At 61.6% G+C, this 25,850-nt stretch carries 18 protein-coding genes; 11 read left to right on the top strand and 7 right to left on the bottom strand.

Going from position 1 to position 25,850, the window contains the following annotated elements:
* Window positions 1–9: 9 nt before the first annotated feature.
* Window positions 10–945 carry a LysR family transcriptional regulator gene (locus tag G5182_RS04645; protein ID WP_124929994.1) on the bottom strand — a complete coding sequence of 312 codons (936 nt, stop codon included), beginning with the start codon at window positions 943–945 and terminating at the stop codon, window positions 10–12.
* Between the two features lie 108 nt (window positions 946–1,053).
* Here G5182_RS04645 and budA point away from each other — a divergent pair, with 108 nt between their 5' ends.
* Window positions 1,054–1,848, top strand: a complete 795-nt coding sequence (budA, locus tag G5182_RS04640; RefSeq protein ID WP_227342115.1) for an acetolactate decarboxylase — start codon at window positions 1,054–1,056, stop codon at window positions 1,846–1,848.
* Window positions 1,849–1,866: 18 nt separating this feature from the next.
* Window positions 1,867–3,537 (top strand): acetolactate synthase AlsS, encoded by a 1,671-nt coding sequence (gene alsS, locus G5182_RS04635; RefSeq protein WP_227342117.1) that lies wholly within the window; start codon window positions 1,867–1,869, stop codon window positions 3,535–3,537.
* Window positions 3,538–3,651: 114 nt separating this feature from the next.
* Here alsS and G5182_RS04630 read toward each other — a convergent pair whose 3' ends face one another.
* A complete protein-coding gene (locus G5182_RS04630; protein WP_076492884.1) occupies window positions 3,652–5,064 on the bottom strand; it encodes an MATE family efflux transporter in 1,413 nt (470 codons plus the stop codon).
* Between the two features lie 73 nt (window positions 5,065–5,137).
* Window positions 5,138–6,076 (bottom strand): LysR family transcriptional regulator, encoded by a 939-nt coding sequence (locus G5182_RS04625; protein WP_064338523.1) that lies wholly within the window; start codon window positions 6,074–6,076, stop codon window positions 5,138–5,140.
* A 498-nt stretch (window positions 6,077–6,574) separates the two neighbouring features.
* On the opposite strand from G5182_RS04625, the gene G5182_RS04620 reads away from it, so the two are divergent.
* Window positions 6,575–7,867, top strand: coding sequence for an HAAAP family serine/threonine permease (locus tag G5182_RS04620; protein WP_005338498.1), 1,293 nt, complete (start codon window positions 6,575–6,577; stop codon window positions 7,865–7,867).
* 66 nt (window positions 7,868–7,933) lie between these two features.
* Here the strand turns inward: G5182_RS04620 and G5182_RS04615 are convergent, their stop codons facing one another.
* Window positions 7,934–8,962, bottom strand: coding sequence for an MBL fold metallo-hydrolase (locus G5182_RS04615; protein ID WP_216949498.1), 1,029 nt, complete (start codon window positions 8,960–8,962; stop codon window positions 7,934–7,936).
* Window positions 8,963–9,117: 155 nt separating this feature from the next.
* On the opposite strand from G5182_RS04615, the gene G5182_RS04610 reads away from it, so the two are divergent.
* From G5182_RS04610 to pdxY, 6 genes are all read left to right on the top strand, one after another.
* The gene (locus tag G5182_RS04610) at window positions 9,118–10,017 is read left to right on the top strand and encodes a LysR family transcriptional regulator (protein WP_227342119.1); all 900 of its coding nucleotides are present in this window, start codon (window positions 9,118–9,120) and stop codon (window positions 10,015–10,017) included.
* A gap of 101 nt (window positions 10,018–10,118) precedes the next feature.
* A complete protein-coding gene (gene yjeH, locus G5182_RS04605) occupies window positions 10,119–11,399 on the top strand; it encodes an L-methionine/branched-chain amino acid transporter (RefSeq protein ID WP_158111217.1) in 1,281 nt (426 codons plus the stop codon).
* 392 nt (window positions 11,400–11,791) lie between these two features.
* Window positions 11,792–13,345: a lysine decarboxylation/transport transcriptional activator CadC gene (gene cadC, locus G5182_RS04600; RefSeq protein ID WP_158111218.1), complete on the top strand. Its 1,554-nt coding sequence runs from the start codon at window positions 11,792–11,794 to the stop codon at window positions 13,343–13,345.
* A gap of 747 nt (window positions 13,346–14,092) precedes the next feature.
* Entirely contained in the window at window positions 14,093–15,427 is a 1,335-nt protein-coding gene (gene cadB / locus G5182_RS04595) for a cadaverine/lysine antiporter (RefSeq protein ID WP_005338486.1), read from the top strand.
* A 77-nt stretch (window positions 15,428–15,504) separates the two neighbouring features.
* Window positions 15,505–17,637, top strand: a complete 2,133-nt coding sequence (locus tag G5182_RS04590; RefSeq protein ID WP_058059046.1) for a lysine decarboxylase CadA — start codon at window positions 15,505–15,507, stop codon at window positions 17,635–17,637.
* A gap of 71 nt (window positions 17,638–17,708) precedes the next feature.
* A complete protein-coding gene (gene pdxY / locus G5182_RS04585) occupies window positions 17,709–18,572 on the top strand; it encodes a pyridoxal kinase PdxY (protein WP_421254226.1) in 864 nt (287 codons plus the stop codon).
* Between the two features lie 81 nt (window positions 18,573–18,653).
* Here pdxY and G5182_RS04580 read toward each other — a convergent pair whose 3' ends face one another.
* Window positions 18,654–19,091 (bottom strand): PliI family lysozyme inhibitor of I-type lysozyme, encoded by a 438-nt coding sequence (locus G5182_RS04580; RefSeq protein WP_005347855.1) that lies wholly within the window; start codon window positions 19,089–19,091, stop codon window positions 18,654–18,656.
* Between the two features lie 120 nt (window positions 19,092–19,211).
* On the bottom strand, window positions 19,212–21,245 hold the full coding sequence (locus tag G5182_RS04575) for a M13 family metallopeptidase (RefSeq protein ID WP_421254225.1): 2,034 nt from the start codon (window positions 21,243–21,245) through the stop codon (window positions 19,212–19,214).
* Window positions 21,246–21,425: 180 nt separating this feature from the next.
* Here G5182_RS04575 and tilS point away from each other — a divergent pair, with 180 nt between their 5' ends.
* Window positions 21,426–22,784, top strand: coding sequence for a tRNA lysidine(34) synthetase TilS (gene tilS / locus G5182_RS04570; protein ID WP_421230602.1), 1,359 nt, complete (start codon window positions 21,426–21,428; stop codon window positions 22,782–22,784).
* Between the two features lie 88 nt (window positions 22,785–22,872).
* Here tilS and G5182_RS04565 read toward each other — a convergent pair whose 3' ends face one another.
* On the bottom strand, window positions 22,873–23,775 hold the full coding sequence (locus tag G5182_RS04565; RefSeq protein ID WP_064337057.1) for a GGDEF domain-containing protein: 903 nt from the start codon (window positions 23,773–23,775) through the stop codon (window positions 22,873–22,875).
* Window positions 23,776–23,893: 118 nt separating this feature from the next.
* On the opposite strand from G5182_RS04565, the gene G5182_RS04560 reads away from it, so the two are divergent.
* A complete protein-coding gene (locus tag G5182_RS04560) occupies window positions 23,894–25,846 on the top strand; it encodes a cation:proton antiporter (RefSeq protein WP_421254224.1) in 1,953 nt (650 codons plus the stop codon).
* The last annotated feature ends 4 nt before the right edge of the window (window positions 25,847–25,850 follow it).

Here is a 25,850-nt window from a genome sequence, read left to right as displayed (position 1 = left end):
AGCTGGTCATCAAACCGGTTCAAGCTTGTTTAACAGGGCCTCCTTCGGGAGGCCTTGTCGTATCTGGGCAGCACGGATCTGGGCGATAAAGTGCCGCAGCACGGCACTACCTGGGTGAGGCCGTGTCGCCAGACTGATGCTGGTCATCATGCCGTTGCCCTCAATGGGGTGATAACTGACCCCGAGCGGGCGCAGCGCCGCCACCGAGCTGGGCACCAGAGTTACGCCAAAGCCCGCCTGCACCATGCCGACGGTGGAGATCACCTGCGGGCATTCGGGCCCCAGTATCGGCTCGAAGCCCGCCTCCCGGCAGAGACCTACGATGCCGTCATAGAGCCCGGGCCCGATGGCGTGGGGAAACAGAATAAAACTCTCGTCCTTCAGGCTGGCCAGTGGCAAGGGGCCAGGCTTGGCTTTGGGGTGGCTGGTGGGCAGGGCGATCAGCAGCGGCTCCTGCTCGATAAGGTGATGGGCAAAGCCCTCGCTACCCCGGCAGGGCAGCCGCAAGATGGCGGCGTCCAGCCGATCGTTGCGTAGCGCCTCCACCAGTGCCGGCATGGTGCCCTCCTGCGGGCTGAGGGCCACCTCGGGGTAGCGCTCCCGATAGTCGTGCAGCAGGGTCAGCACCGCGGGATGGAGCACGGTGGAACCGGCAAAGCCGATCCGCAGTGCCCCCTGCTCGCCCCGGGCAATCCGCTTTACCTTCAGTTTTGCCGCATCGGCCAGCGCCAGGATCTGCGCCGCATCCCGATAGAGGCTCTCGCCCGCCTCGGTCAGCTCGACACTGCGGGTCAAACGGCGCAGCAGCGGGGTGCCCAAGGTCTCCTCCAGCTTGCGGATCTGCTGGCTCAGCGGCGGCTGGGCCATGTTGAGTGATTCGGCTGCGCGGGTGAAATTCTGCTTTTCAACAACGGCCATGAAGTAGCGGAGCGTACGAAGTTCCATATCGATTGAGTCTCAAAGTCATGGGATCAGCGTATTGGTGTTGAAATGTGAACCAAGTCACCATTGGATCCGAACGCTAACAGGATTCACGGTGGAGGTGAAACCCGAATGGAACATATTGCAACATCTGACAGTGCCGGGTGCAGCTGTGCCCTCGAAGTGAGCCAGCAGTTTTCTCGCTGGCGCAGGCAGCATGACGGTGGCGAGATCTACCAGAGTTCCCTGATGAGCGCCCTGCTGGCGGGGGTCTACGAAGGGGAGACCACCATGAGCGAGCTGTTGCGCCACGGCGACTTTGGCCTCGGCACCTTCAATCACCTCGATGGTGAGCTGATCGCCTTCGAGCGCCAGATCCACCAGTTGCGCTCCGATGGCTCGGCTCGGCCCGCCCGCGCCGATCAGAAGACCCCCTTTGCGGTGATGACCCATTTTCGCCCCTGTCTGGAGCGTCGTTTCGATCACCCCCTGAGCCGTGACGAGATCCACCAGTGGGTGGATCGGCTGGTGGGCTCCGACAACGTCTTCGTCGCCCTGCGCCTCGACGGCCAGTTTGAAACGGCCAAGGTTCGTACCGTGCCGCGTCAGGAGCCCCCCTATCGCCCCATGCTGGAGGCCATCGAGCAGCAGCCGCTGTTCCGCTTTGCCGCGGTAGCGGGGACTCTGGTGGGCTTTCGCTGCCCGCCGTTCGTGCAGGGGGTCAATGTGGCGGGCTTTCACGAACACATGATCACCGCCGATCGCAAGGGGGGCGGCCATCTGCTCGACTACACCATGGCCCACGGCACCCTGCGACTTTCGGTGGTGCGTCACCTCAATCTGGCCCTGCCATCGGATCCCGCTTTCCGGCAGGCCGACCTCACCCCCGCCGATCTCGATCGCGCCATTCAAGCCGCCGAAGGCTAATAGACAAGGAGCAATAACATGGAAAACAGACAGTGGAAGTGCGGTGCCGAGCTGGTGGTTCGTCATCTGGAGGCGCAAGGGGTCAAGCAGGTGTTCGGTATTCCTGGTGCCAAGATTGACCGGGTGTTCGATGCGCTGGAGGATTCCCCCATCGAGACCATAGTGGTGCGCCACGAGGCGAATGCCGCCTTTATGGCGGCCGCCGTGGGGCGCCTGACCGGCAAGGCGGGGGTGGCGCTGGTCACCTCGGGCCCCGGCTGCTCCAACCTCATTACCGGGTTGGCGACTGCCACCTCGGAGGGAGACCCCATGGTGGCGCTGGGCGGTGCAGTGCGCCGTGCCGATGGCCTCAAGCTCACTCATCAGAGCATGGATACGGTCAACCTCTGCCGTCCGGTCACCAAGTTCAGCGCCCAGGTCAACAGCGGGGCGGCGATCTCGGAAGTGATGGCCAACGCTTTTCGCGCCGCCGAGCTGGGACGGCCGGGGGCGGCGTTTGTCAGCCTGCCGATGGATATCATCAACAAGCCGGTGAAGGGCAATGTGCTGGTGCCTCGGGAAGTGCCGGAGCCGGGCTGTGCCGATGAACAGAATATGGAGCAGGCATTGACCCTGCTGCGCAACGCCCAGAATCCAGTGGTGCTGCTCGGCCTGATGGCGAGTCGGCCGGAGAATGCCGAGGCAGTGCGCGCCTTCCTCGACAAGGTGCGGCTGCCGGTGACCGGTACCTATCAGGCTGCCGGGGTGGTGGACAGCTGCCACTTCGATGACTTTGCCGGACGGGTGGGGCTCTTCAACAACCAGCCGGGGGATCAACTGCTGGCAGGGGCCGACCTGGTGATCTGCATCGGCTACAGCCCCATCGAGTACGACCCCGTGCTGTGGAATGGCGACCGGGAGCGGCGCATCCTCCATATCGACGTGCTGCCTGCCGATATCGACAGCAGCTACTGCCCGACCGCCGAGCTGGTGGGGTCGATCCGCGCCAACCTGTTGCAGCTGACCCGCATCATGGGCAATCCGAAAATCCGCCCCCCCGAGGTGGATCGGCTGCTGCAAGGGGTACGTCAGCAGCGGCTGCGACTGGCGATGCGGGCCGATGATATGCACGGCAATCCGGTTCACCCCTTGCGTATCGTGCGCGAGCTGCAGGATCTGGTGCGCGACGACATGACCCTCTGCGTCGACATGGGCAGCTTCCATATCTGGATTGCCCGCTACCTCTACAGCTTCCGCGCCCGTCAGGTGCTGATCTCCAACGGTCAGCAGACCATGGGGGTGGCACTGCCGTGGGCCATCGGCGCGGCGCTGGTAAGGCCGGGTGAGAGGGTGATCTCGGTATCGGGGGATGGCAGCTTTATGCAGTCGAGCATGGAGCTGGAGACGGCGGTGCGGCTCAAGAGCAATATCGTCCACATCATCTGGGTCGATAACGGCTACAACATGGTGGCGATGCAGGAGCAGCAGAAGTATTGTCGCACCTCTGGCGTCTCTTTTGGCCCCATCGACTTCAAACGCTATGCCGAATCGTTCGGGGCGGCCGGGTTTGCGGTGCGCTCGGCCGACGAGCTGCGCGCCACCCTGCGGGCCGCGCTGGCGGTGGAGGGGCCTGCTGTGGTGGCCATTCCGGTGGATTACTCCGACAACCCGGGGCTGATGGCCCAGCTCAGGCCAGAAGTATTGGCATAGTGTGGGCAGCAGTGCTGGCCTGAATCCTCGAGTAAGGGCAGGCAGACCCGCCCATATAGCAGAAACCGGCATCAGGGGATGCCGGTTTTTTATTGTTTTGCGGGATGGGTGGTCTTAACGGGCCAGCTGGACGGCGGCGCGTGCGCGGGCCGGTTGCGGGCGACGCTTGTTTTTTGGCGCGCAGGCCATCTTCAGGCGCAGCCACTCGCGCCACAGCAGCCAGCAGAGCGGCAGGGTGAGCAGCAGCACGGTCGCGGGCTGGGCCATCAGCACCCCATCACGACCCCACAGTTGTGGCAGCAGGAAGATGAGCGGCAGCAGCAACACGGTTTTGGCGATGGAGATGACCAGCGCCTGACGGGTACGCGCCATGGATTGCAGCAGCACTATGCCGAACATGATGATCCCCTCCAGCGGAATGGCGCCGAGGTTGAGGGTCAGGCTGCTGATGGCAGCGGCCAGCAGTTCGGGATCCTTGTCGCCGGTATAGAGCATGGCGACCTGTCCCGGCAGCAGCTGGATGGTGAGCCACACCAGCATGCCGTAGATAAAGGTGAACTTGAGCCCCATCTCCATGAGGTACTTGAGGTTGCGGTGGCGCTTGGCCCCCGCCGCTTTGCTGATGAGCGGCTGAATGCCGAACGCCAGCCCCTGCAGGATGACGATAAAGACCGCCTCGGTGTAACCGGCAACGGTAAAACCCGCCAGATCCTTCACATTGCCATACACCATCAGCTGGCTGTTGTGCAGCATCAGCAGCAGGCCGAGGTTGAACTGGGCAATCAGGCTCGGCAGGCCGGTAAAGAGCAGGTGCGGCATGGCGGGGAGGTTGGGCACCAGATCCCGCCAGCTGAGGCGCAGCCGCGCCCAGGGGGTAAAGAAGTAGCCAAGGCCGATCAGGCTCACCGCACCCTCTGCCATCAGGGTGGCTTGCGCAGTCCCGATCAATCCCAGCCCCAGCCGACCCACCATGATGTAGTTGAGGATGATATTGAGCACGGCGCCGCTGCTCACCAGCACCATGGCCAGTTTCGGGCGGCCATCGTTGCGCAGCAGATAGGGCACCGCCAGATTGCTGGCCAGCAGCAGGGTACCGCCGCCAATCCAGGTTAGGTAGTCGCTTGCCTGTTTCCAGGTCTCGGTGCCCTGTTCAATCCCCAGCCCCAGCAGGATATCGGTGTGGGTGTAATAGAGCAGCACCGGCGCAACGCCCCCGAGTCCGGCCAGCAGCCAGAGGGCGTTGACCAGCGCCTGACGGGCCAGCTTGTCGTTTTTCGCCCCTTGCTGGAAGGAGATGGCAGTGGCGGCCCCCATGCTGATCATGGCGGCCAGACCAATCAGCACCATGATGACCGGATAGACCAGGTTGATCCCGGCGAGGCCAGCGGCACCGACATAGTGGCCGACGAAGATGCCGTCGATGAGGTAGTAGGCCCCCGAGACCAGCATGGCAAGAATGGAGGGGAGGGCGTAAGCCCAGAAGCGACGGGTCATGGCCCGTTGCCGCAGTGTTAAATAGGCAGACATATCTGTTCTCTCGGGGAGTTCGATTATCGAACAGCTAGTCTAGATTAATACTTATTTGGTGATAATCAGGGTTTCACTTGATGAATTGCTGAGTATTACTCATTAATCCGGGGTTTTGGTAGTGGGCCTTGAGCATGTCGATCAGGATGCGCAGGCCGCTGCCCAGTTGATGCCGACTGGGATAGAAGAGGTAGAAGCCGGCAAAGGTGGGGCACCAGGGCTCCAGCACGGTGAGCAGTTTCCCTTCCGCGACTTTTTGGCTCACCTCCTCTTCCAGACAGTAGGCGAGCCCCAACCCAGCCTCGGCGGCGCCCAGATAGAGGGCCGGGGTGCTGGTGGTGAGCGGCCCGGTTACTTCGATCTCCAGCATGGTGCCGTCGGCGGCAAAGGCCCAGCGATAGTGATGGTGCGGAGTGAGGCGATAGCCGATGCAGGCGTGGCGGCTCAGCTCGCTCGGGTGCTCCGGCGTACCGTGCTCCGCCAGATAGGCCGGGGAGCCCACCACCAGATAACGCTGGGGCGGGCCGAGGGGGATGCCGATCATCTCCTTGGGCAGCAGATCGCCATAAAAGAGCGCGGCATCGTAACCATCTTCAATCAGCCGGGGCATCAGCTCCTGCTCCACCACCTCCACCTGCATCCGCGGATAACGGGCCAGATAGTCGATCAGCACAGGTGCCAGCAGGCTGTCGATGGCGCCGCGGGGGGCGCAGAGTTTGAGTCGACCCACCGGTTCATCGCTGTTGCGGGCTAGCTCGCAAAGCGCCTCTTCAAGAGTATTGAGGGTGGGGAGCAGCTGCTTGAGCAGCCGCTGGCCCGCTTCGGTCGGTACCACGGCGCGGGTGCTGCGGTTGAGCAGCCGCACCCCCAGACGGGCTTCCAGCCCCTTCAGGCTATGGCTGAGGGCGGAGGCGGAGACCCCGAGTTCGAGGGCGGCCTTGCTGAAACTGCGGTGACGGGCGACGGCGGCAAATACCGCCAGTTCGGCGAGATCGGTACGGGTAATGGTCATCATCAATCAACAAAAAGGCGTGAGTCACAAGGGTACGCCAAGGCCGTGCTGCACACAATCCGCGCTAAACGGGTGGCTTGTTGCAAATATGTAGCTGCTCGCAGGCCATTGATTCCAGTGAAACTAAGTTGAATTGTTAAAAAAAACTCACAATAAGGCGCTTTGAGTGTGATCTTGGTCGTCCGAAAGGCGACCAAAATCAAACTTTGGTTGATTAATTCAAAAAAACGCTGTGATTAATAAGGGCATTTAATTAAAGTCAGCCCATCAAGAGTGGCGCACGTTAATCGGTTGTTAAGTGAGACGGGCGCCGACCCTCAGGGTCAAAATCTCGCACTGTTGTTTGTTGCAATCCTGTTGTCACAAGGAGTGATGGCCAGGTTGCCGGGGGGCGAGAGGTTAATATCAAGGACGGACAGCAGGCGTTCCAGGGAGATGGAACCGGGCCAAGGCCCGACCAAACAAGAATCCCATTTTCCTAGATGACAGGAACAACGTATGTCTGACATGAATATTGCAGCTGATGGTCGTTTAGCCAGCAACACCTCCCGCGGCGTCAACAAGGCCGATGTGGTCTGGATGCTGGGTCTGTACGGTACCGCGATCGGTGCCGGTGTGCTCTTCCTGCCAATCAACGCCGGTGTAGGTGGTCTGTGGCCGCTGGTTGCCATGTTGATCCTGGCGCTGCCGCTGACTTTCTTTGCTCACCGTGGTCTGACCCGCTTCGTGCTGTCCGGCTCTACTCGTGATGGCGACATCACTGAAGTAGTAGAAGAGCACTTCGGCAAGACCGCAGGCAAATTCATCACCCTGCTCTACTTCTTTGCCATCTACCCGATCGTGCTGATGTATTCAGTCGCCATTACCAACACCGTCGAGAGCGTGATTGTTCACCAGCTGGGCATGTCTGCACCTCCCCGTGCCGTTCTGTCACTGGCCCTGATCCTCGGTCTGATGGCGGTTGTTCGTCTGGGCGGCCAGGTTATCGTCAAAGCGATGAGCGTGCTGGTATTCCCGTTCGTGCTCACCCTGATGGGTCTGGCGTTCTACCTGATCCCGCACTGGAACGGTGCCATCATCACTGAAGCTCCGGCCCTGTCCGACGCCTTCAACGGTGATTTCATCAAGACCCTGTGGCTGGCTATCCCGGTAATGGTGTTCTCCTTCAACCACTCCCCGATCATCTCCTCCTTCGCGGTGGACAACAAAGGTCGTTACGGTGAAGGTGCCGAGAAGAAGTGCAGCAACATCCTGCTGGGCGCCCACGTCATGATGGTGATGACCGTTATGTTCTTCGTATTCAGCTGCGTACTGAGCCTCTCCCCGGCTGACCTGGCTGCTGCCAAAGAACAGAACATCTCCATCCTGTCCTACCTGGCCAACCACTTCGATAACCCGGTTATCGGTACTGTGGCTCCGCTGATCGCCATGGTTGCCATCAGCAAATCCTTCCTGGGTCACTACCTGGGTGCGCAAGAGGGCATGAACGGCCTGATGGCCAAGGCGCTGCGCGAGAAGGGCAAGAACGTTGACACCAAGCAACTGAACAAAGTCACTGCCGTGTTCATGATCCTGACTACCTGGGCCATCGCCACCATCAACCCGAGCATCCTCGGCATGATTGAAGACCTGGGCGGCCCGATCATCGCAATGCTGCTGTTCCTGATGCCGATGTACGCCATCACCAAGGTTCCGGCCATGCGCAAATACGCTGGCAACATCAGCAACGGTTTCGTGACCATCATCGGCCTGATCGCCATGTCCGGTATCATCTACAAGCTGATTGCCTGATAACGTCGGTTACCAAGTTGAATGAAGAAGCCGCCTCGCAAGAGGCGGCTTTTTTATGGCCGGGATTCAGGATTGGGCATTGTCGATATTCTCCGACTGCCAGAGGGCGTAGCCCTTGCCGGAGGCCGTGGTGGGCAGATCAATCTGCATCAGGTCGTTGCCGATGACAAAGGGGCCCGAGTAGCGGGCACGCAGATCCTGCGCCAGATCTTTGACCCTGATCTTGCCGTTGAGGCCGATATGGCTGAACACGGTCAGCGCCGGTTTGGCTTCGTTCATTACCCGGGCCGCCTGCTCGGGGGAGGCGAGGTGACCGGCGATCGCCTTGTAGCCGGGGTTGGCCTTCATCTGCTCGGCAGAGGTCATGGAGACGCAGTGCACCAGCAGATCGGCCCCTTTGGCCTGCTTCACCACTTCGGGGCTGTAGCGGGTATCGCCGGAGAGCACCACGCTGTGGCCGTGATAGTCGATGCGATAGCCGAATGACGGCTTGATGTTGACCCCGTGGTCGTTGTCAAAGGCGGTTACCTTGACCCCGTCATGGTTGTAGACCACCCCGGCGGTGACCTCGTGGCTGTTGATCTCCACCCCGTCCAGAGGCGTTCCCTCATCCTTGACCCGGGTCGCGATGTCGGTGGCGTAGGCCTGCTGCAAGCCACGGGCGAGAGCTGTGGTGCCTTTGGGGCCGTAGAGTTCCATCGGCGCGTGGCGCTGGCCATAGGCCGGTTGTAGCCAGCCGGTCAGCCAGAGATCCGCCAGCCCGTTGGTGTGGTCTGAGTGAAAGTGGGTAAGGAAGAAGGCGTTGACCCGGCCGATGGGGATATGCAGCTGCCACAGGCGAGTGGCGGAGTTGCGGCCAAAATCGAACACCAGCTTCTGGTTGCCCGCCTCGACCAGAGTGCTGTAGCCGCCCCGGCTGATCTGGGGCACCGGAGTGCCGGTGCCGAGCAGGCTGACCCGAAAGATATCGGGCCGGGCTTGAGTTGCTGAGGCAGGGGCATGGTCGTGGTTGCTAATAAAGCTGCTCTCGGCAGCCTGACTGGCGCCGCTCGCCAGTAGACCGACCAGCAGGGCGGCCAGATAGGTGCTTTTCATGGGAATTTATCCTGTGGGGGAGGGATGGCATCACTGTATTGGTAACTAAAAGTTGAATAAATTGGCTAAAATCCATTTCTTACTAAACTTTTGGTTGTGAATCAGGGCCCTGGTCGCGGGCCAAACGGCCTTGAAACGGGCAAAAAGGAGGGGTTGTGGACCGATTGACCAGCATGCGTATCTTCATCCGGGTGGTGGATCTCGGCTCCTACAGCGCGGTGGCGAGCGAAGAGGGGATCAGCGCCCAGATGGTGGGCAAGCATGTGCTGGGACTGGAGCAGTGGCTGGGGGGCAAGCTGTTTCACAAGACCACCCGCCAGCAGACCCTGACAGAGCTGGGCCAGCTTTTTCTCGCTCGCTGCCAGCGGGTACTGGAGGAGCTGGCACTGACCGAGTCGCTCACCCAGAACCTGCTGGCCGAGCCGGCCGGACGGCTGCGCATCGCCGCTCCCCTCAGCTTTGGCCACCACCGGCTGGTGCCGCTGCTGCCCGCTTTTCTCGACCGCTACCCCAAGCTGGATCTGGATCTGCAGCTCACCCCCCGCTGGGTCGATCTGGTGGAGGAGGGATTCGATGCCGCCATTCGCACCCTGCGCCCGCAGGATGAGGCATTCATTGCCCGTCCGCTGCTGACCCAGCACTACCGTCTCTGCGCGGCCCCCGACTACCTCAATCGCCACGGCGTACCCCGTCATCCGGCCGATCTCGCTCGCCACCAGTGCCTGCACGGCAACTGGGGGGAGCACGAGCGCTGGCAGTTTGTCGGGGGCGATGGTCAGAGCGAGGAGGTGCGGGTAGCCTCGCGCCTGCGCATCAATCACTGGCCAGCCTTGTTGACGGCTGCGCTCTCGGGGGCTGGCATCACCTTGCAGCCCGCCGAACAGGTGCGTGAGCATATCGCTGCGGGGCGTCTGCTGCCGCTGCTTGGTCGCTATCAGAGCCCGGCCAAGACCCTCTACTTCATCTATCCGGCGGCGCGGCGGCAGGTGCTCAAGATCACCCTGCTGGGGGATTTTCTGGCCGAATCTCTGCAAGCTGAGTCCGAGCCTGAATAAAAGGCTGCATATTTTCGCCGCCACGCTTAACCATCGTGCTTAACAAAGGGGCGGAGCAGGCCTAACATGGCGGGATGTTTTTCTAGTCGGGACAAAAGGATATGTCTGGGTTGAAAAAGGATCTCGGGCTCTGGCAGGGGATGGGGCTGCTCGCCACCTCGCTGCTCGGCACCGGGATCTTCGTGGTACCGGCGACTGCCGCCTCGCTGGCGGGCGGGGCCTCGCTCTGGGCCTGGTTGCTGCTGATTGCGCTGGTGCTGCCCATCGCCTTTACCTTCGCTCGCCTCGGCCGTCGCTATCCCCATGCGGGCGGCGCGCCGCACCTGATTGGCCTCGCCTTTGGCAACGGCGCCGAGCGCTTCTCCGCCTTCCTGTTTCTGGCTGTGCTGCCGGTGGGGCTGCCTGCCGCCCTGATGATTGCCGCCGGCTTCTGGCATGCCCTGTTCGAGATGGGGGAGTGGACCCTCTGGGCCATCCAGCTGCTGACCCTGCTCGGGGTATTCCTGCTGGGGCTGCGCGGGGCGCGCTCCTCCGGCAATCTGCAACTGCTGATTGCGCTCGCCATTTTGGGGCTCACCCTGCTGATCTGGTTCAAGGGGGAGGTGAGCTGGCGCGATGCGGCACGGCCGCTGCCGAGCGCGGATGAGTGGCCTCCTATGGCCACTGCGCTGGCGGTGATGTTCTGGTGTTTCGTCGGGCTGGAAGCCTTCGCCCATATGGGTGAGGAGTTCAAGCGGCCGGAGCGGGACTACCCCATCGCCCTGCTCGGCGGGGTGCTGCTGGCGGGGCTTATCTACTGGGTGCACTCGCTGGTGGTGCTCAAATATGGCCTCTACGGCGATGAGGCGAAAAACGCCACCGCCATCCCCTCCCTGCTGGCGCTGCTGTTCGGCCCCACCGCCAAGTGGCTGGTGGCGGTGCTCGGCTACCTCTCCTGTTTTGCCAGCATCAACATCTACATTCAGGGTTTTGCCCGGCTGATCTGGAGCATGGCGCGGGAAGGCAAGTTGCCCCCCTCGCTGGCCGTGCTCACCGCGCGCGGCGCGCCGCTGCGGGCGCTCGGTCTGGTGCTTGCCATCTGCCTGCTCTGCATCACCCTCATCATCTGGTTGCGACTGCCGCTCGATGAGCTGATCCGCTACGCCAACGGCAACTTCGTGCTGGTCTACCTGCTCTGCATGGCGGCGGGCTGGCGTCTGCTTGGCGGGGTGGGCAAGGGGCTGGCGGGGGTGAGCGTGCTGCTCTGTGCTCTGGTGCTGGTGGCGCTCGCCACTCAGGTGCTCTATGCGGTGGTGCTGAGTCTTGGCTACGGCGGCTTCTCGTTGTGGCGGCGTCATCTGCGCCGCAGTCGTCAGCAGGATGCGCTCCCGCTGGCGAAGTAACGTCTCCCCGATGGTCGAAGAAATGAGAAAGCCCTGATGTTCAGGGCTTTTTGATTGCGGCATATGGGATGTTCATATGAATACCAGTTGGCACGCTATTTGCTGAAAAGTGCGGTGTCGGATCAACTCAACGGCGATTTATAGCCAAAAAAAGTGGGATCCAGCTCCCGTTTTGCTTAAAGTGATCCCTTCCGATCCCGGTGGTCGGAATGCCCGCAAGGATGCCCTTCAGACGTAAACAGGATGGCCTGGCCAGACTGACTCTCAGAGATGTGATTGCTTCGGTTCTCTTTTTATCTGTCACCTGTGGTGATAGCGCCTTGTTCCGTTCAGTCAGCCCGGGTTTTGCGTCTCTCTCATCGTGCATTGTCACCATCTGCAGCGAGTGAATCATGAGCGAATCGGTTTTTGAGATCCACGACTGGACCCTGAGCGTTGACGACAACATGTTGTGTCGCCCCGACCGCGAGGTCTACCTCGAACCCAGACTGGTCAATCTGTTGCGGTTTCTTGCCCATAATGCCGGCACCGTGTTTGGCCGCGATGCCCTGATCAACGAGGTGTGGGATGGCGCCGAGGTGACCGATCAGGTTGTGACCCAGTCCATCTTCGAACTGCGCAAGATCCTCAAAGATGGTCGCACCGATGCGACCGACTATATCGTCACCGTACCCAAGCGCGGCTACAAGCTGGTGGCACCGGTGCGGCCGCTGCAGGTGGTTTCCGTGGTGATGGCGGACGAGCAACCCGTGCCCGCGGTCAATACCGCTCTCTCCGACAACCCGACGCTCTCCGATCTGAGCCCGCCCGCGGCTGATCAAGATGATGATGCACAGCCCAATGTCGCCCCTTTTCCCGCCGGGCCCCTGACCCGCGCCATCTCCACCCATGCCAAGGATGCTCGCAGCCGCTGGAAGATGGTGAGTTTCGATATCTTCGTTGCCATCGTGCTGATCGCTATTGTCAGCATGCTCAGCTACCAGCACACCAGTCCCCAGGTGCATGCCATGCTGGATCCCAATCTGCTGGTGTTCCGCTTCCACTCCGGCATGGATGACAACAACGAGAACGTGCGCCTCGCCGATGGCATTACCCGAGCCCTGATGGGGGAGGTGGCGGTGGCTACGCCGCTGCGGGTGCAGTACGGTGCCACCACTCTGATGGGGGGCATCATGCCTGGCAAGGAGCTGAGTGTGCGGGTCACCCGCCAGCCGCGCGGCACCTATCTCGATCTGGAGTATCGCAATATCAACACCAACCGGGTGCTGTTCAGCCATCAGTACCAGCTCAGTCGCCACAGTGTGCACGGCGTGTTGCAGGCGAGCAGCCAGGATCTGCTGCGCGCCCTCGACCAACCCGATGCCGAGCCGGGGATGGGCTGGCCGACCGATGATGCCTCCCTGATGGCGATGATGGAGGCGCAGTACTACATCAACAGCCGGGATCCGGTCGCCCTCAAGCGCGGCATCGATCTACTGGAGCAGGCGCTGATTGCCCATCCGGATCAGCCGCTGCTGTTGGCGGAGCGCTATCTGGCGGGCGAGGCGCTGGCCACCCTGGCGGGCAAATCCGAGAGCGAGCGGTTGCAGGGGATTGGCACCCATCTCGCCAGCGTGGTGCAAAACAGCGGCGCCCTGCCAGCCCGGGTGTGGGAGGCGTTGACCCTGCAGGCGATCCTCAACGGCCAGCAACAGCAGGCCAACTATCTGCTGGAGAAGGCGGCGAGTCGCGGCCGCTCGGTGCTCTATTACATACTGCAGGGCAAGCTGGCGGAGCTGGACGGTCGTCCCGAGGCGGCGGGGGATGCCTACAGTCAGGCCTTCCTGATGGAGGCGACCGAGCAGACCTATCTGCTCTGCCAGCAGCTCGGTTTCTACAGCAATATGGAGAGCCTCACTCCGGCTCTGTTCAATGCGCTGGGCCAGAGCAAGGTGAAGCTCTTCTAACACCGCAGTGTTGGTTTTCCCCCGGTCGGCGCGGTTGCCGACCTCATCCACAGGCTGCCTTCGGGCGGCCTGTGCGGTTTCTGCTTGTCTCAATCCTGCTTCTTTGCCACTGGGGATAGTCGCTCTGGTGCGGCCCGATTTATCCCCCGCAGCTCCCCACTTGCCTTTGTCTTGCCCGCGGCATTCGCGGCACTCGCGTTTGTTCGGCTTCACGCCGCGCACACAGCTTGTGACATCTGCTCATGGTTGGCGGCGGGATAAGCTGTCCGTCACGACCCATTTCTCATTGCTGACCGGTTATCGCCGTTGTGCTTTACCTCTGAGTTTGGATTGTGATGAGCCGAGCGAAGGGGAAAGCAGGAGGTGAGCGGCCACTCAGGGTGATGGTCAGCTGGGCGTTCGGATGGTTACAAGGGGAGGGGGCGCAATGGGAGCTGCTTTATCCCGGGTTTATCTGGCCAAAAATATCAAGACGGCGAGATAAGGGGGTTATCAAGGGGCAAGAATGGGGCAGAAGGATATCAAGGTTTTATCAAGACGGCTGTGTAATGTGATGTCAATGTACTGTTTTTAAATGGTTTTTATCAAAAGTGACGAGGCGGCGAAAAAAGTTGTCTCATATTTTTATCCGTTAGCTGGTCTTTATGTTTTCCGGGGATGAGAGGCCTAGTCTGTGCCCATTCTTTGGCGGGGCGTTCCGCCAAATGTGTATGTGACGACCCGACCTTTTATAGAACCGGAGATCTTATGTCCCTCGATACGAGCAAGAAGATTGGCCTTATCGCCTGTACAGGTGTGGTGGCCGGCAACATGATGGGGAGTGGCATCGCGCTGCTGCCTTCGGCACTGGCCACCATCGGCTCCATCTCTGTCTTTAGCTGGGCAATCTGTCTGGTAGGCGCCATGGGCCTCGCCTTCGTCTTCGCCCGCCTTGCTACCAAGAACCCGCAAGAGGGTGGCCCCATTGCTTACGCTGGCGAGATCTCTCCGGTGTTCGGTTTCCAGACCGGTGTGCTTTATTACCACGCCAACTGGATCGGTAACCTGGCAATCGCCATTACCGGCGTCTCCTACCTCTCGGTCTTCTTCCCCATTCTCAATAGCCCAATTCCGGCCGCCGCAGCCACCATCGCTGCCGTCTGGATCTTCACCTTCGTCAACCTGCTTGGCGGTAGCTGGGTGAGCCGACTCTGTACCCTGGGTCTGGTGCTGATCCTGCTGCCGGTTGTCGGTACTGCGGTGATGGGCTGGGGTCATTTTGATGCCACTGTCTACAGCCAGAACTGGAATACCACCAGCGGCAGCGATCTGCATGCGGTCATCAGCGCCGTGCTGATCTGCCTCTGGTCCTTCGTCGGTGTTGAATCTGCCGCCGTCTCTTCCGGCATGGTGAAGAACCCCAAGCGCACCGTACCGCTCGCTACCATGCTGGGTACCGGTATCGCGGGTGTTATCTACATCCTCTCTACCCAGGTGATCAGCGGCATGTTCCCGGCCGGTGAAGTGGCTGCTTCCGGCGCCCCGTTTGCCATGGCCTCTTCCGCCATCTTCGGTAGCTGGTCTGCACCATTCGTCTCTGCCTTCACCGCCCTGGCCTGCTTCACCTCGCTCGGTTCCTGGATGATGCTGGTGGGCGAGGCGGGCAAGCGTGCCGCCAACGACGGCAACTTCCCGAAAATCTACGGTGAAGTGGACAAGAACGGCGTGGCCAAGAAGGGTCTGATCCTGGGCTCCCTCAAGATGACTGCCCTGATGGTTGGCCTGACCGCCTTCACATCCCAGTCCGCCCACGCTGCCGATCTCTTCAACGTGCTGACCACAGATGCGGTGCTGCTGACCATGCTGCCCTACTTCTACTCCAGCATTAACCTGATCCGCTTTGAGGGCATGACCTCCCGCAGCATCGGCGCCATGATCTTCTCCGGTGTGGCCTGTGTCTTCTGTCTGGTGGCCCTGATGGGTGCCAAGGGTTCCAACCTTACCGCTACCTTCGTGGTGTCGCTCATCATCCTGATGTTCTACGCCAAAAAACAGGGTCTGCGTCAGCACGACGCCCTGCTGAGCGAACAGCCCAGCAACTAATTCCCCCTTTTATCTTCCGAGCGCTCTTCACTCACCATCCCTGATGGAGAGCGCCCCTTTACGTGTGGAGCATTACGATGAATATCATTGCCATCCTCAACCACCTGGGCGTTTTCTTTAAAGAAGAACCCATTCGCCAGCTGCAAGCCTCCCTCGAGCGCAAGGGTTTCGAGGTTGTTTATCCGGTCGATGTGGCCGACCTGCTGAAACTGATCGAGAAGAACCCCCGCGTTTGCGGCGCCATCTTCGATTGGGACAAATACTCTCTGGGCCTGTGCAAGGAGATCCACGATCGCAACGAGAAGCTGCCGATCTTCGCCTTTGCCAACGACCAGTCCACTCTGGACATTCACCTGACCGACCTGCGTCTGAACGTGCACTTCTTCGAGTACCGTCTTGGCATGGCCGATGACATCGCCCTCAAGATGGGTCAGGCCACTCAGGAGTATCAGGACGCCATCCTGCCGCCGTTCACCAAGGCACTGTTCAAGTATGTAGAAGAGGGTAAATACACCTTCTGTACTCCGGGTCACATGGGCGGTACCGCCTTCCAGATGAGCCCGGCCGGCAGCATCTTCTATGACTTCTACGGCCCGAACGCGTTCAAGGCTGACGTATCCATCTCCATGCCGGAGCTGGGCTCCCTGCTGGATCACTCAGGTCCGCACAAGGAAGCCGAAGAGTACATCGCCCGTACCTTCAACGCCGATCGCTCCTACATCGTTACCAACGGCACCTCCACTGCCAACAAGATCGTCGGCATGTACTCAGCGCCGGCCGGCAGCACTGTGCTGGTTGACCGCAACTGCCACAAGTCGCTCACTCACCTGATGATGATGAACGACGTGACGCCGATCTACTTCCGTCCGACCCGCAACGCCTACGGCATTCTGGGTGGTATCCCGCAGAGCGAATTCAGCCGCGACACCATCGCTGCCAAGGTCGCCGCGACACCGGGTGCCCAGGCTCCCCGTTACGCCGTGGTCACCAACTCCACCTATGATGGCCTGCTCTACAACACCGGCTTCATCAAGGAGGCGCTGGACACTCCTTACATCCACTTCGACAGTGCCTGGGTGCCTTACACCAACTTCAGCCCGATCTATGAAGGCAAGTGCGGCATGAGCGGCGAAGCGATGCCGGGCAAGGTGTTCTACGAAACCCAGTCCACCCACAAGCTGCTGGCGGCCTTCTCCCAGGCCTCGATGATCCACATCAAGGGTGACGTGGAGGAAGAGACCTTCAACGAAGCCTTCATGATGCACACCTCCACCTCGCCGCAGTACGGCATCGTGGCCTCTACCGAGATCTCTGCTGCCATGATGCGTGGCAACACCGGCAAGCGTCTGATCAAGGACTCCATCGATCGCGCCATCTCCTTCCGCAAAGAGATCAAGCGTCTGCGTGATCAGAGCGAAGGCTGGTTCTTCGACGTATGGCAGCCGGACAACATCGACACCGTCGAGTGCTGGAAGCTGGATCCGAAAGATGACTGGCACGGCTTCAAGGACATCGATGACAACCACATGTACCTGGATCCGATCAAGGTCACTCTGCTGACACCGGGTATGGGCCGTGACGGCCAGCTGCTGGAGAAGGGCATCCCTGCCTCTCTGGTCTCCAAGTTCCTGGACGAGCGCGGCATCGTGGTCGAGAAGACCGGCCCCTACAACATGCTGTTCCTCTTCTCCATCGGTATCGATCAGTCCAAGGCGATGCAGCTGCTGCGTGCCCTGACCGAGTTCAAGCGTGGTTACGATCTGAACTTGACCATCAAGAGCATCCTGCCGAGCCTCTATCGTGAAGACCCGAGCTTCTACGAAGGGATGCGCATCCAGGAGCTGGCGCAGCGCATTCACGAGCTGACCAGCAAGTACCGTCTGCCGGAGCTGATGTTCAAGGCGTTCGACGTACTGCCGGAGATGAAGATGACTCCGCACGCCGCATGGCAGCAAGAGCTGGCCGGCAACGTGGTGGAAGTGCCGCTGCGTGACATGGTTGACCGCATCAGCGCCAACATGATCCTGCCGTACCCGCCGGGAGTACCGCTGGTTCTGCCGGGCGAGATGGTGACCCAGGATTCTCTGCCGGTGCTCGAGTTCCTCGAGATGCTGTGCGAGATCGGCGCCCACTACCCGGGCTTCGAGACCGACATCCACGGCCTCTATCGTCAGGCCGATGGCAGCTACACCGTCAAGGTGCTGCGTTAATCACAGTGACAACAACGGGCCGCAAGGCCCGTTTTTCCCTCCGGAATTTCTCTTTTCTTGCGTGAGTCATCATGAAGCGAGTGCTCTCCATTCAATCCCATGTGGTCTTTGGCTGTGCCGGCAACAGTGCCGCCGTCTTTCCCATGCGTCGCCTCGGCATCGAGGTGTGGCCGATGAACACGGTGCAGTTCTCCAACCACACCCAGTACAGTGAGGGGTGGCAGGGGATGGTGATGCCGGCGGGCCATATCGCCCAGCTGGTGGATGGGCTGGCGGAGATTGGCGTGCTGGCCCAGTGCGATGCGCTGCTCAGCGGCTATCTCGGCTCGGCCGAGCAGGGGGAGGAGATCCTGGCAGCGGTGGCCCGGCTCAAGGCGTGCAATCCCGGTGCCCTCTACTTCTGCGATCCCGTGATGGGTCATCCGGACAAGGGGTGCATAGTGGCGCCCGGCGTCACCGACTTTTTCCGGGGGCGGGCCTTGCCCCGCGCCGACCTGCTGGCCCCCAACCTGCTGGAGCTGGAGCAGCTGACCGGTCGCGATATCGGCAATGTCTCACAGGCGCTGGCGGCGTGCCAGCAGCTGCGCGAGCAGGGGGTCAAGATGGTGCTGGTGAAACATCTGGGCAAGGCCGGCTTTGCCATGGATCGCTTCGAGATGCTGCTGGTGTGCGAGGAGGGGGCGTTTCACCTCTCCCGCCCGCTCTACCCCTTTGCCCGCCACCCCATCGGGGTCGGGGATCTGCTAAGCGCCACCATGCTGGCCAATCTGCTGGCCGGTTTCACACCGGTGGTGGCGTTCGAGCGCACCAACGCCAGTGTCGATGCGGTGCTGGCTCGTACCTGGCTGACGGGGGCCTACGAGCTGCAACTGGTGGCGGCCCAGCACGAGATGGCGCTACCGCTGGTGCGCACAAAGGCCACTCGCCTTGAGTAGAGGCGTCGCCGATTCTGGATACAAAAAAGCCCTGCTGGTCAGGGCTTTTTCTATTTCTGAAGCACGGGGGGCTGTCGCGCCTTAATCCTTGGGATCCTTGAGCGCCTCGATCACATCCTCCTTGGGCCCGAGTCCCTCGACATGGTTGAAGGTGTCGAGCCCCTCCTGCGCACTGATGGTAAAGGCGTCGGCGCTCAGGTAGCTGCCGCTGCCGGCGCTCTCCATGATGACCACCAGCTCGGGCTGCTTGTCACCGTTGAGATCCAGCAATTTCAGCTCCTTGATGGAGCCATCGCGCGGCAGCACCTTGCCGTCGATGAACTGATCCAGCGGGAACTGGGGATTGGCGCCGGAGTAGAGGCGCACATCGTAGCTGCCGATGGAGGCGGGTTCACCGCGTCCTTCAGCCACCGTGATCACCTGACCGGAGGGGAGTGTCAGCTGTTTGAAGAAGCTCTCCGCTGCCTGGCCGGTCAAGGGCAGAGTGAGCAGACCGAGTGTCATCAGCAAGGTTTTCATAGGCGTTACCCTTGTTACTGCGGTGAGCGGCAGGGCCGTTCACTGACGTCAACGTATGGAGATGGGGCGGTGCCGACACATGGCATCCGCCCCTCTGTTATGCCTCACAAGAGGCGTGCATTACCAGATCTTCACCCGTTTCTGGGGTGGCAGATAGAGCTTGTCCCCCGGCTGGATGTTGAATGCCTCGTAGAAGGCGGGAATGTTAGGCACCACGCCGTTGACCCGGTACTCGGGCGGCGAGTGGGGGTCGGAGCGCAGCAACATCTGCATCAGTTCGGGACGATACATCCCTTTCCACACCTGCGCCCAGCCGAGGAAGAAGCGCTGCTCGCCGGTAAAGCCGTCCAGCACCGGCGCCTCCTTGCCATCCAGCGACAGCTCGTAGGCCTTGTGGGCGATGGTGAGGCCGCCCAGATCGCCGATGTTCTCGCCCAGGGTGAACTGACCGTTGACGAACTGACCGTTGATGGGCTCGAAGCGGTTGTACTGGGCCACCAGCCGGCTGGTGCGGAAGCGGAACTCCTTGAGATCCTGCGGTGTCCACCAGTCGCGCATCATGCCGTCGCCGTCGGATTTGGCCCCCTGATCATCAAAACCGTGGCCCATCTCGTGGCCGATCACCCCGCCGATGGCGCCGTAGTTGACTGCGTCATCCGCTGTCATGTCGAAGAAGGGGGGCTGCAAAATGGCCGCCGGGAAGACGATCTCGTTGTTGCTCGGGTTGTAGTAGGCGTTCACCGTCTGCGGCGACATGTGCCACTCGTCCCGATCGACCGGCTTGCCGAGGCGAGCCAGATTGTCGGCATATTCGAAGGCCTGCGAGCGCTGCAGGTTGCCCACCAGATCATCCGGTTTGATGGCGATGGCGCTGTAATCCTTCCACTTGTCGGGGTAGCCGATCTTGGGGCGGAACTTGGCCAGCTTCTCGAGGGCCTGCGCCTTGGTCTCGGGCGACATCCAGTCGAGCTCCTTGATGCTCTGGCCGTAGGCGGTGCGCAGGTTCTCCACCAGCTGCTCCATTCGCTCCTTGGCCGCAGGCGGGAAGTAGCGGGCCACATAGAGCTGGCCGACCGCTTCACCCAGATGATCGTTCAGCACCCCGAGCGCCCGCTCCCAGCTGGCGCGCTGCTTGGGCGTGCCGCTCAATGTGGTGCCGTAGAAGGCAAAGTTGGCGCGGTCGGTCTCGCTGTCGAGATAGGGGGCGTAGTCGGTCAACAGTTGCCACTTGAGGTAGGCCTGCCAGTCGGCGATGGGGGTCTGGGCCATCACCTGATCCAGCGCGCTAAGATAGGTCGGCTGACCGATAATGAGCTCCGGCTGGGAAGCAATGCCCGCGGCGTTCAGATAGGCCTGCCAGTCGAGGTGGGGGGCGAGCCGTGCCAGTTCGCTGGCGGGGCGCTTGTTGTAGTTCTTCTCCCGATCTCGCAGGGCGACGTTGTCCCACTGGATGGTGGCGAGCCGGGTTTCGAGGGCCAGAATCCGTTTGGCCTTGCCGCTCGGGTCAGATTCCCCGAGGCGGCTCAGCATGGCGGCGATATGCTGCTGGTACTTCTGGCGCAGGGCCTGACTGTCGGGATCCTGCTTGAGGTAGTAGTCCCGATCCGGCAGCCCCAATCCCCCCTGATAGAGGTAGACCGCATAGCGGTCGGGAGACTTGGCATCGGCGTCGATCCAGATGCCAAACGGCGCGCCGCCGCCCATGCGGCCACTTTGGGCAAAGGCGCGGGCCAGCGCGGCCTGATCACCGATCCGGTCGATATCGGCCAGCGCCGGTGCCAGCGGGGTGAGCCCCTTGGCGTCACGGCTAGCCTGATCCAGATAGCTGGCGTAGAGATCGCGGATCTGCTGGGTCGGCGTGCCGGTGGCGGCCTCCTGCTTGGCCAGCCCCTCGACCAGCACCCGCACATCGGCGAGGGATTTGTCCCGCAGCATGTAGAAGGCGCCATCGGCTGGGCGATCGTCGGGGATCTTGGCGGTGGCGAGCCACTTGCCATTGACGTAGCGGAAGAAGTCATCGCCGGGTTTGACCCGGGTGTCCATATTGGCCAGCGCCAGCCCGGAGTGTTTGGGGGAGTCTTGCGGTGCTTGACTGCAGCCAGCCAGCAGTGCCAGTCCAATCAGGCCGGCCAGTAAGCTTTTCTTATTGTTCATCTTGTTTGATTCCAATTCGGGTTGTTTGCTTCCCTGCCCATCTTCCTTGCTCCAACCGGTTGTGCGACCGCCTTGCGGCCAGCCTGGTGGAGAGGGCGGGCGAGCCTCACTCTAGCAGCAGGGTTGCAGCTTGATAAGCCCGACTCTGCTAAGATCGGCCGGTCCGTTTTGGGGAAGCCTATGATTTCTCATCTTTATTCTCGCTTTTGTCTGACTATGCCAGCGCCGGAAGGTTCCACCGGTCTGCTGGTGGCCTTCAGTGGCGGCCTCGACTCCACCCTGCTGCTGGTGCTGGCTGCGCAGTATGCTCGCGAGCACAGCCTGTCACTTCGCGCCCTGCACGTGCACCACGGCCTCAGTCCCCATGCCGATGAGTGGGTCGCTCATTGTGAAGCCGTGTGTCAGCAATTGGCGGTGGAGCTGCTGGTCGAGCGAGTGACTCTGGCCCGTGGCAATGGCGAGAGTCTGGAGGCGCAAGCCCGCACCGCCCGTTACCAGCGGCTGACCGCCCGGATGCGGGAGGGGGAGTGGCTGCTCACCGCCCACCATCAGGACGATCAGCTGGAGACCCTGCTGCTGGCCCTCAAGCGCGGCGCTGGTCTGCGTGGACTGGCGGGGATCCTGCCAAGCCAGCCCTTTGCCGGTGGCCTGTTGCTGCGTCCGCTGCTCGATATGAGTCGCGCCGAGCTGGCCGAGGCGGCGGCGAGCCTCCCCTTTGGCTGGGTGGAGGATGAGAGCAATCAGGATGTGAGCTATGACCGCAACTTTTTACGCCAGACGCTTATCCCCCAGCTCAAGGCGCGTTGGCCCGCCATGGCCCAGACCGCGGCGCGCAGCATGGCCCTGTGCGCCGAGCAGGAGGCGCTGCTGGACGAACTGGCAGAGAGTGACTGGCAGCTGGCGGGCGAGGAGGAGGCGCTCCATATCGGCCCGCTGCACGCCCTTTCACCCACCCGGCGCAACAACCTGCTGCGCTACTGGATCCGCCGTCAGGGGGGGGAGATGCCATCCCGTGAGCAGCTTGCCCGGCTCTGGCAGGAGGTAGCGCTGGCGCGCGGCGATGCCAATCCCCAGCTCAACTGGGGGCGCCAGAGCTGCCGCCGTTTTCAGGAGCGACTCTATCTGGTGAGCCCTGATCTGCAACCTTGCCATCAGGTGTTGCCGGTCACAGTGGGTGAGCCGCTGACCCTGCCGGACGGGTTGGGTGAGCTGGTGGTACGCATGGCGGAGCACGGCGAGGATCTGCTGCGTTCCCCCCGAGCGGATGAGCCTCTCTCGGTGCGTTTTCAGGTGGCGCCCGGGATCCCCCTCAAACCGGTGGGGCGAAGCGGCAGTCGGCGGATGAAGAAGCTGCTGCAGGAGTATGGCGTGCCTTCGTGGCAGCGAGGGCGCATTCCCATCCTCTACTATGGCGAGCAGGTGGCGGCGGTGGTGGGGCTCTTTGTCTGCGACGGTTATATGGCACAGAGTGCCGGGCTGGTTTGCCACTGGCAGGGAAACGGTGCCGCCCCCATCCTGCCCGAGCAGGATCTTGCCTGAGGTGATCTCGGTGTGAGGGAGGCTTAGCCCAAAAAAAGAAGCTCCGGTCACATGGCGCGCATGTGCCGGAGCAAAGAAGAGTTCGGGATTATTCGTTAGGGCTGGCCTTGCCTGCTTTCTTGCGGGCGTAGAGGTGACTGTCGGCCGCCTCGTAGAGGCTCGGCACATCGACCCCGGATTGCCAGCTGGCGGCGCCAAGGCTGCATCCGACCGAGAAGGTGCTGAGCTCCTTGTTGGTCATCAGCATGTGCTGCAGTCGCAGCCAGACCGGGCGCCACGCCTCGGGTTCGGCCGGTTGCAGCAGCAGGGCAAATTCATCTCCCCCGAGCCGGAAGGCTTGATCCGTGCTGCGAATGCACCCCTTGAGCAGCTGGGCGAAGCGACTCAGCACCAGATCCCCCACCGGATGACCCCAGGTATCATTGATCTGCTTGAAGCGATCGAGATCCAGCAGCACCAGCACCAGACCGTGGGGCTCGCGGCTGTGCTGTTCGATGGCGCGACCGATGGCCTCGTCAAAGTAGGAGCGGTTGCCAAGGCCGGTCAGGTGATCGAGCCGGACCAGCTGATCCAGTTTTTCCAGCCGCAGATAGAGGGGCAGCAGCAGGCAGAGCAGCTGATGGTATTGCATCAGTACCCGTTGCTGGCTGCCGCTCAGCGGATGTTCCAGCTCGTAGTGGAGCTGGCCGAGCAGCTGGCCGTGCTGGCCGCGCAGTTCGAACGGATAGTTGTGCAGGTTGAGGGTGGCCAGCGGCGGGTGCTGGATCAGCACATGGGGCTGGCCACAATCGAGGTAGAGACTGTGGATCCTGACAATTCTTGCCGCACGATCGGCAAAAGTTGTCAGCAGACCGCCGAGATCGCTCTGCCCCAACAACTGCTCGAGCAACTGGTTGCGTTCAACGCTGGGCAACGGCGTGAGCCGCTCCATCTGGCGAACCCACTGCTCGATGCCATGGCTAAAGCCATTAAGTGACGACGTATTTTCCATGGTCTTCCACCTGTAACACCTGACTACTGTCTCCTCCCTGCAATTGGCATGCCCAATATATCTTTCCTGCCCGCCAGATCGGCTGACTAAGCTTAAGTCGATAAAAGGAGAGGAAAATTTGTACACCGACCTGTTGATCCTGCTGTTCGCCGCCGTCCTGCTGGTGGCAACTTTCCGGCGCCTCGGCTTGCCGGTCATCCTTGCCTACCTGATTGCCGGCGTCTTGCTCGGCCCCCACGGGCTGGCGGTGATCACCGGTCAGTCGATCATGCAGACCATTGCCGAGCTCGGGATCGTCTTTCTGATGTTTTCGCTGGGGCTGGAGTTTTCCCTGCCGAAATTACTGGCGATGCGCCGGTTGGTACTGGGGGTCGGGATGTTGCAGGTGCTGCTCACGTCACTGCTCTTTTTCGCCATCGGCTGGTGGTGGGGGCTGGGTCTGGCCCAGTCGCTGGTGGTGGCGGGGACGTTGGCGCTCTCCTCCACGGCTGTGGTGATCAAGCAGCTCGGCGAGCAGAAGCAGCTCCATACCCGCCGCGCCCAGCTGGGGGTGAGCGTGCTGCTGTTTCAGGATCTGGCGGTGGTGCCCCTGCTGGTGATGATCCCGATCCTCGCCCAGCCGGAAGTGCAGGGGAGTGCGCTGGCCGCCGAGATCGCCTGGGCCACCCTCAAGGGGCTGTTTGCTCTATTCACCCTGTTGGCGGTGGGCAAGTGGTTGCTGCCGTTGTTGTTTCACGAGGTGGCGCGAGCCCGCTCCGACGAGTTGTTCGTGCTGAGTGCCCTGCTGGTGGCGCTGCTGGCTGCCTACATGACCCATTCGCTGGGGCTGTCGATGGCGCTGGGGGCATTTCTAGCGGGGATGATGCTGGGGGAGTCCCACTACCGTCATCAGCTTGAGGTAGACATCAAGCCCTTTCGCGACGTGTTGATGGGGCTCTTTTTTATCACTATCGGCATGGCCATGGAGTGGGAGCTGGTGGCGCGGGCTTGGTGGCAGGTACTGATCTGCGTGGTGGTGCTGGTGCTGTGCAAATCCCTGCTGGTGCTGCTGGCCGGGCGGCTGATGGGGGAGCGAAAGCGTGACAGCATGGCCGCCGGCATCATGCTCAGTCAGGTGGGGGAGTTCGGCTTCGTGTTGCTGGCGCTGGCGCTCCACCACGGCTTGCTGGATCAGCAACTGGTCTCCCTGCTGATCGGCATCGGCATCATCTCCATCGCCATGACCCCCTGGCTGGTGACCCAGGCCCATTCGCTGGCCCGCAGCCTGACCGATCCGGCGCTGCTGACCCGCTCCGAGGTGGCCCAGTCGGGCCTGAGCAAAAACCAGCATGTCATCATTGCCGGGTTTGGCCGGGCGGGGCAGACCTGCGCCCGCTTCCTCAAAATCGAAGAGATCCCCTTTCTGGCCCTCGATCTCGACCCCGAGCGGGTGAGCGAGGCCAAGCTGGCGGGGGAGCAGGTGGCCTTCGGCGATGCCAGCCGCCGCGATATTCTGCTGGCCGCCGGGCTGTTGCGGGCGCGGCTGGTGATCATCACCTTCGATGATCGTAAGCGGGTGGAGGCGATGCTGGCACTGATCCGCGAATTGGCGGGGGATCTCAAAGTGCTGGTGCGTACCCGGGATGACAGTTTTCTGGAGCAGTACAAGCAGGCGGGGGCCTTCGAGGTGATCCCCGAATCCCAGGAGGGGGCCCTGATGCTGGTCTCCCACCTGCTGCTCAATTGCGATATCCCCATCGGTCGGGTGATCCGCCGGATGGAGCTGGAGCGCAGCAGTCAGTATCGCTTTCTGCACGGCTTCTACTGGGGGGATCAGAGCGCCAGCAATCTGGAAGCGGATCAGCTGCTTGAACGTCTCCACCCGCTGTTTCTGCACGATCAGGCGTGGGCGGTAGGCCGTGAAGTGCGTGAGCTGCCGCTCGATGAGGTGCGGATCAAGGAGGTGCAGCGCGGCGATCAAAGTCTGGAACCCAGACCCGAGCTGGTGCTGGCAGCTGGCGATCGGCTGATCCTGTTTGGTACCGTGGTGGCGATGGAACAGGCGGAGCAGCGTTTGCTGGAGGGGCGCTGAGTCC

Source organism: Aeromonas sp. 600948, from assembly GCF_049174875.1.
Lineage (GTDB): Bacteria > Pseudomonadota > Gammaproteobacteria > Enterobacterales > Aeromonadaceae > Aeromonas > Aeromonas veronii_A.
This window is presented reverse-complemented; position numbering and strand designations above follow the sequence as displayed.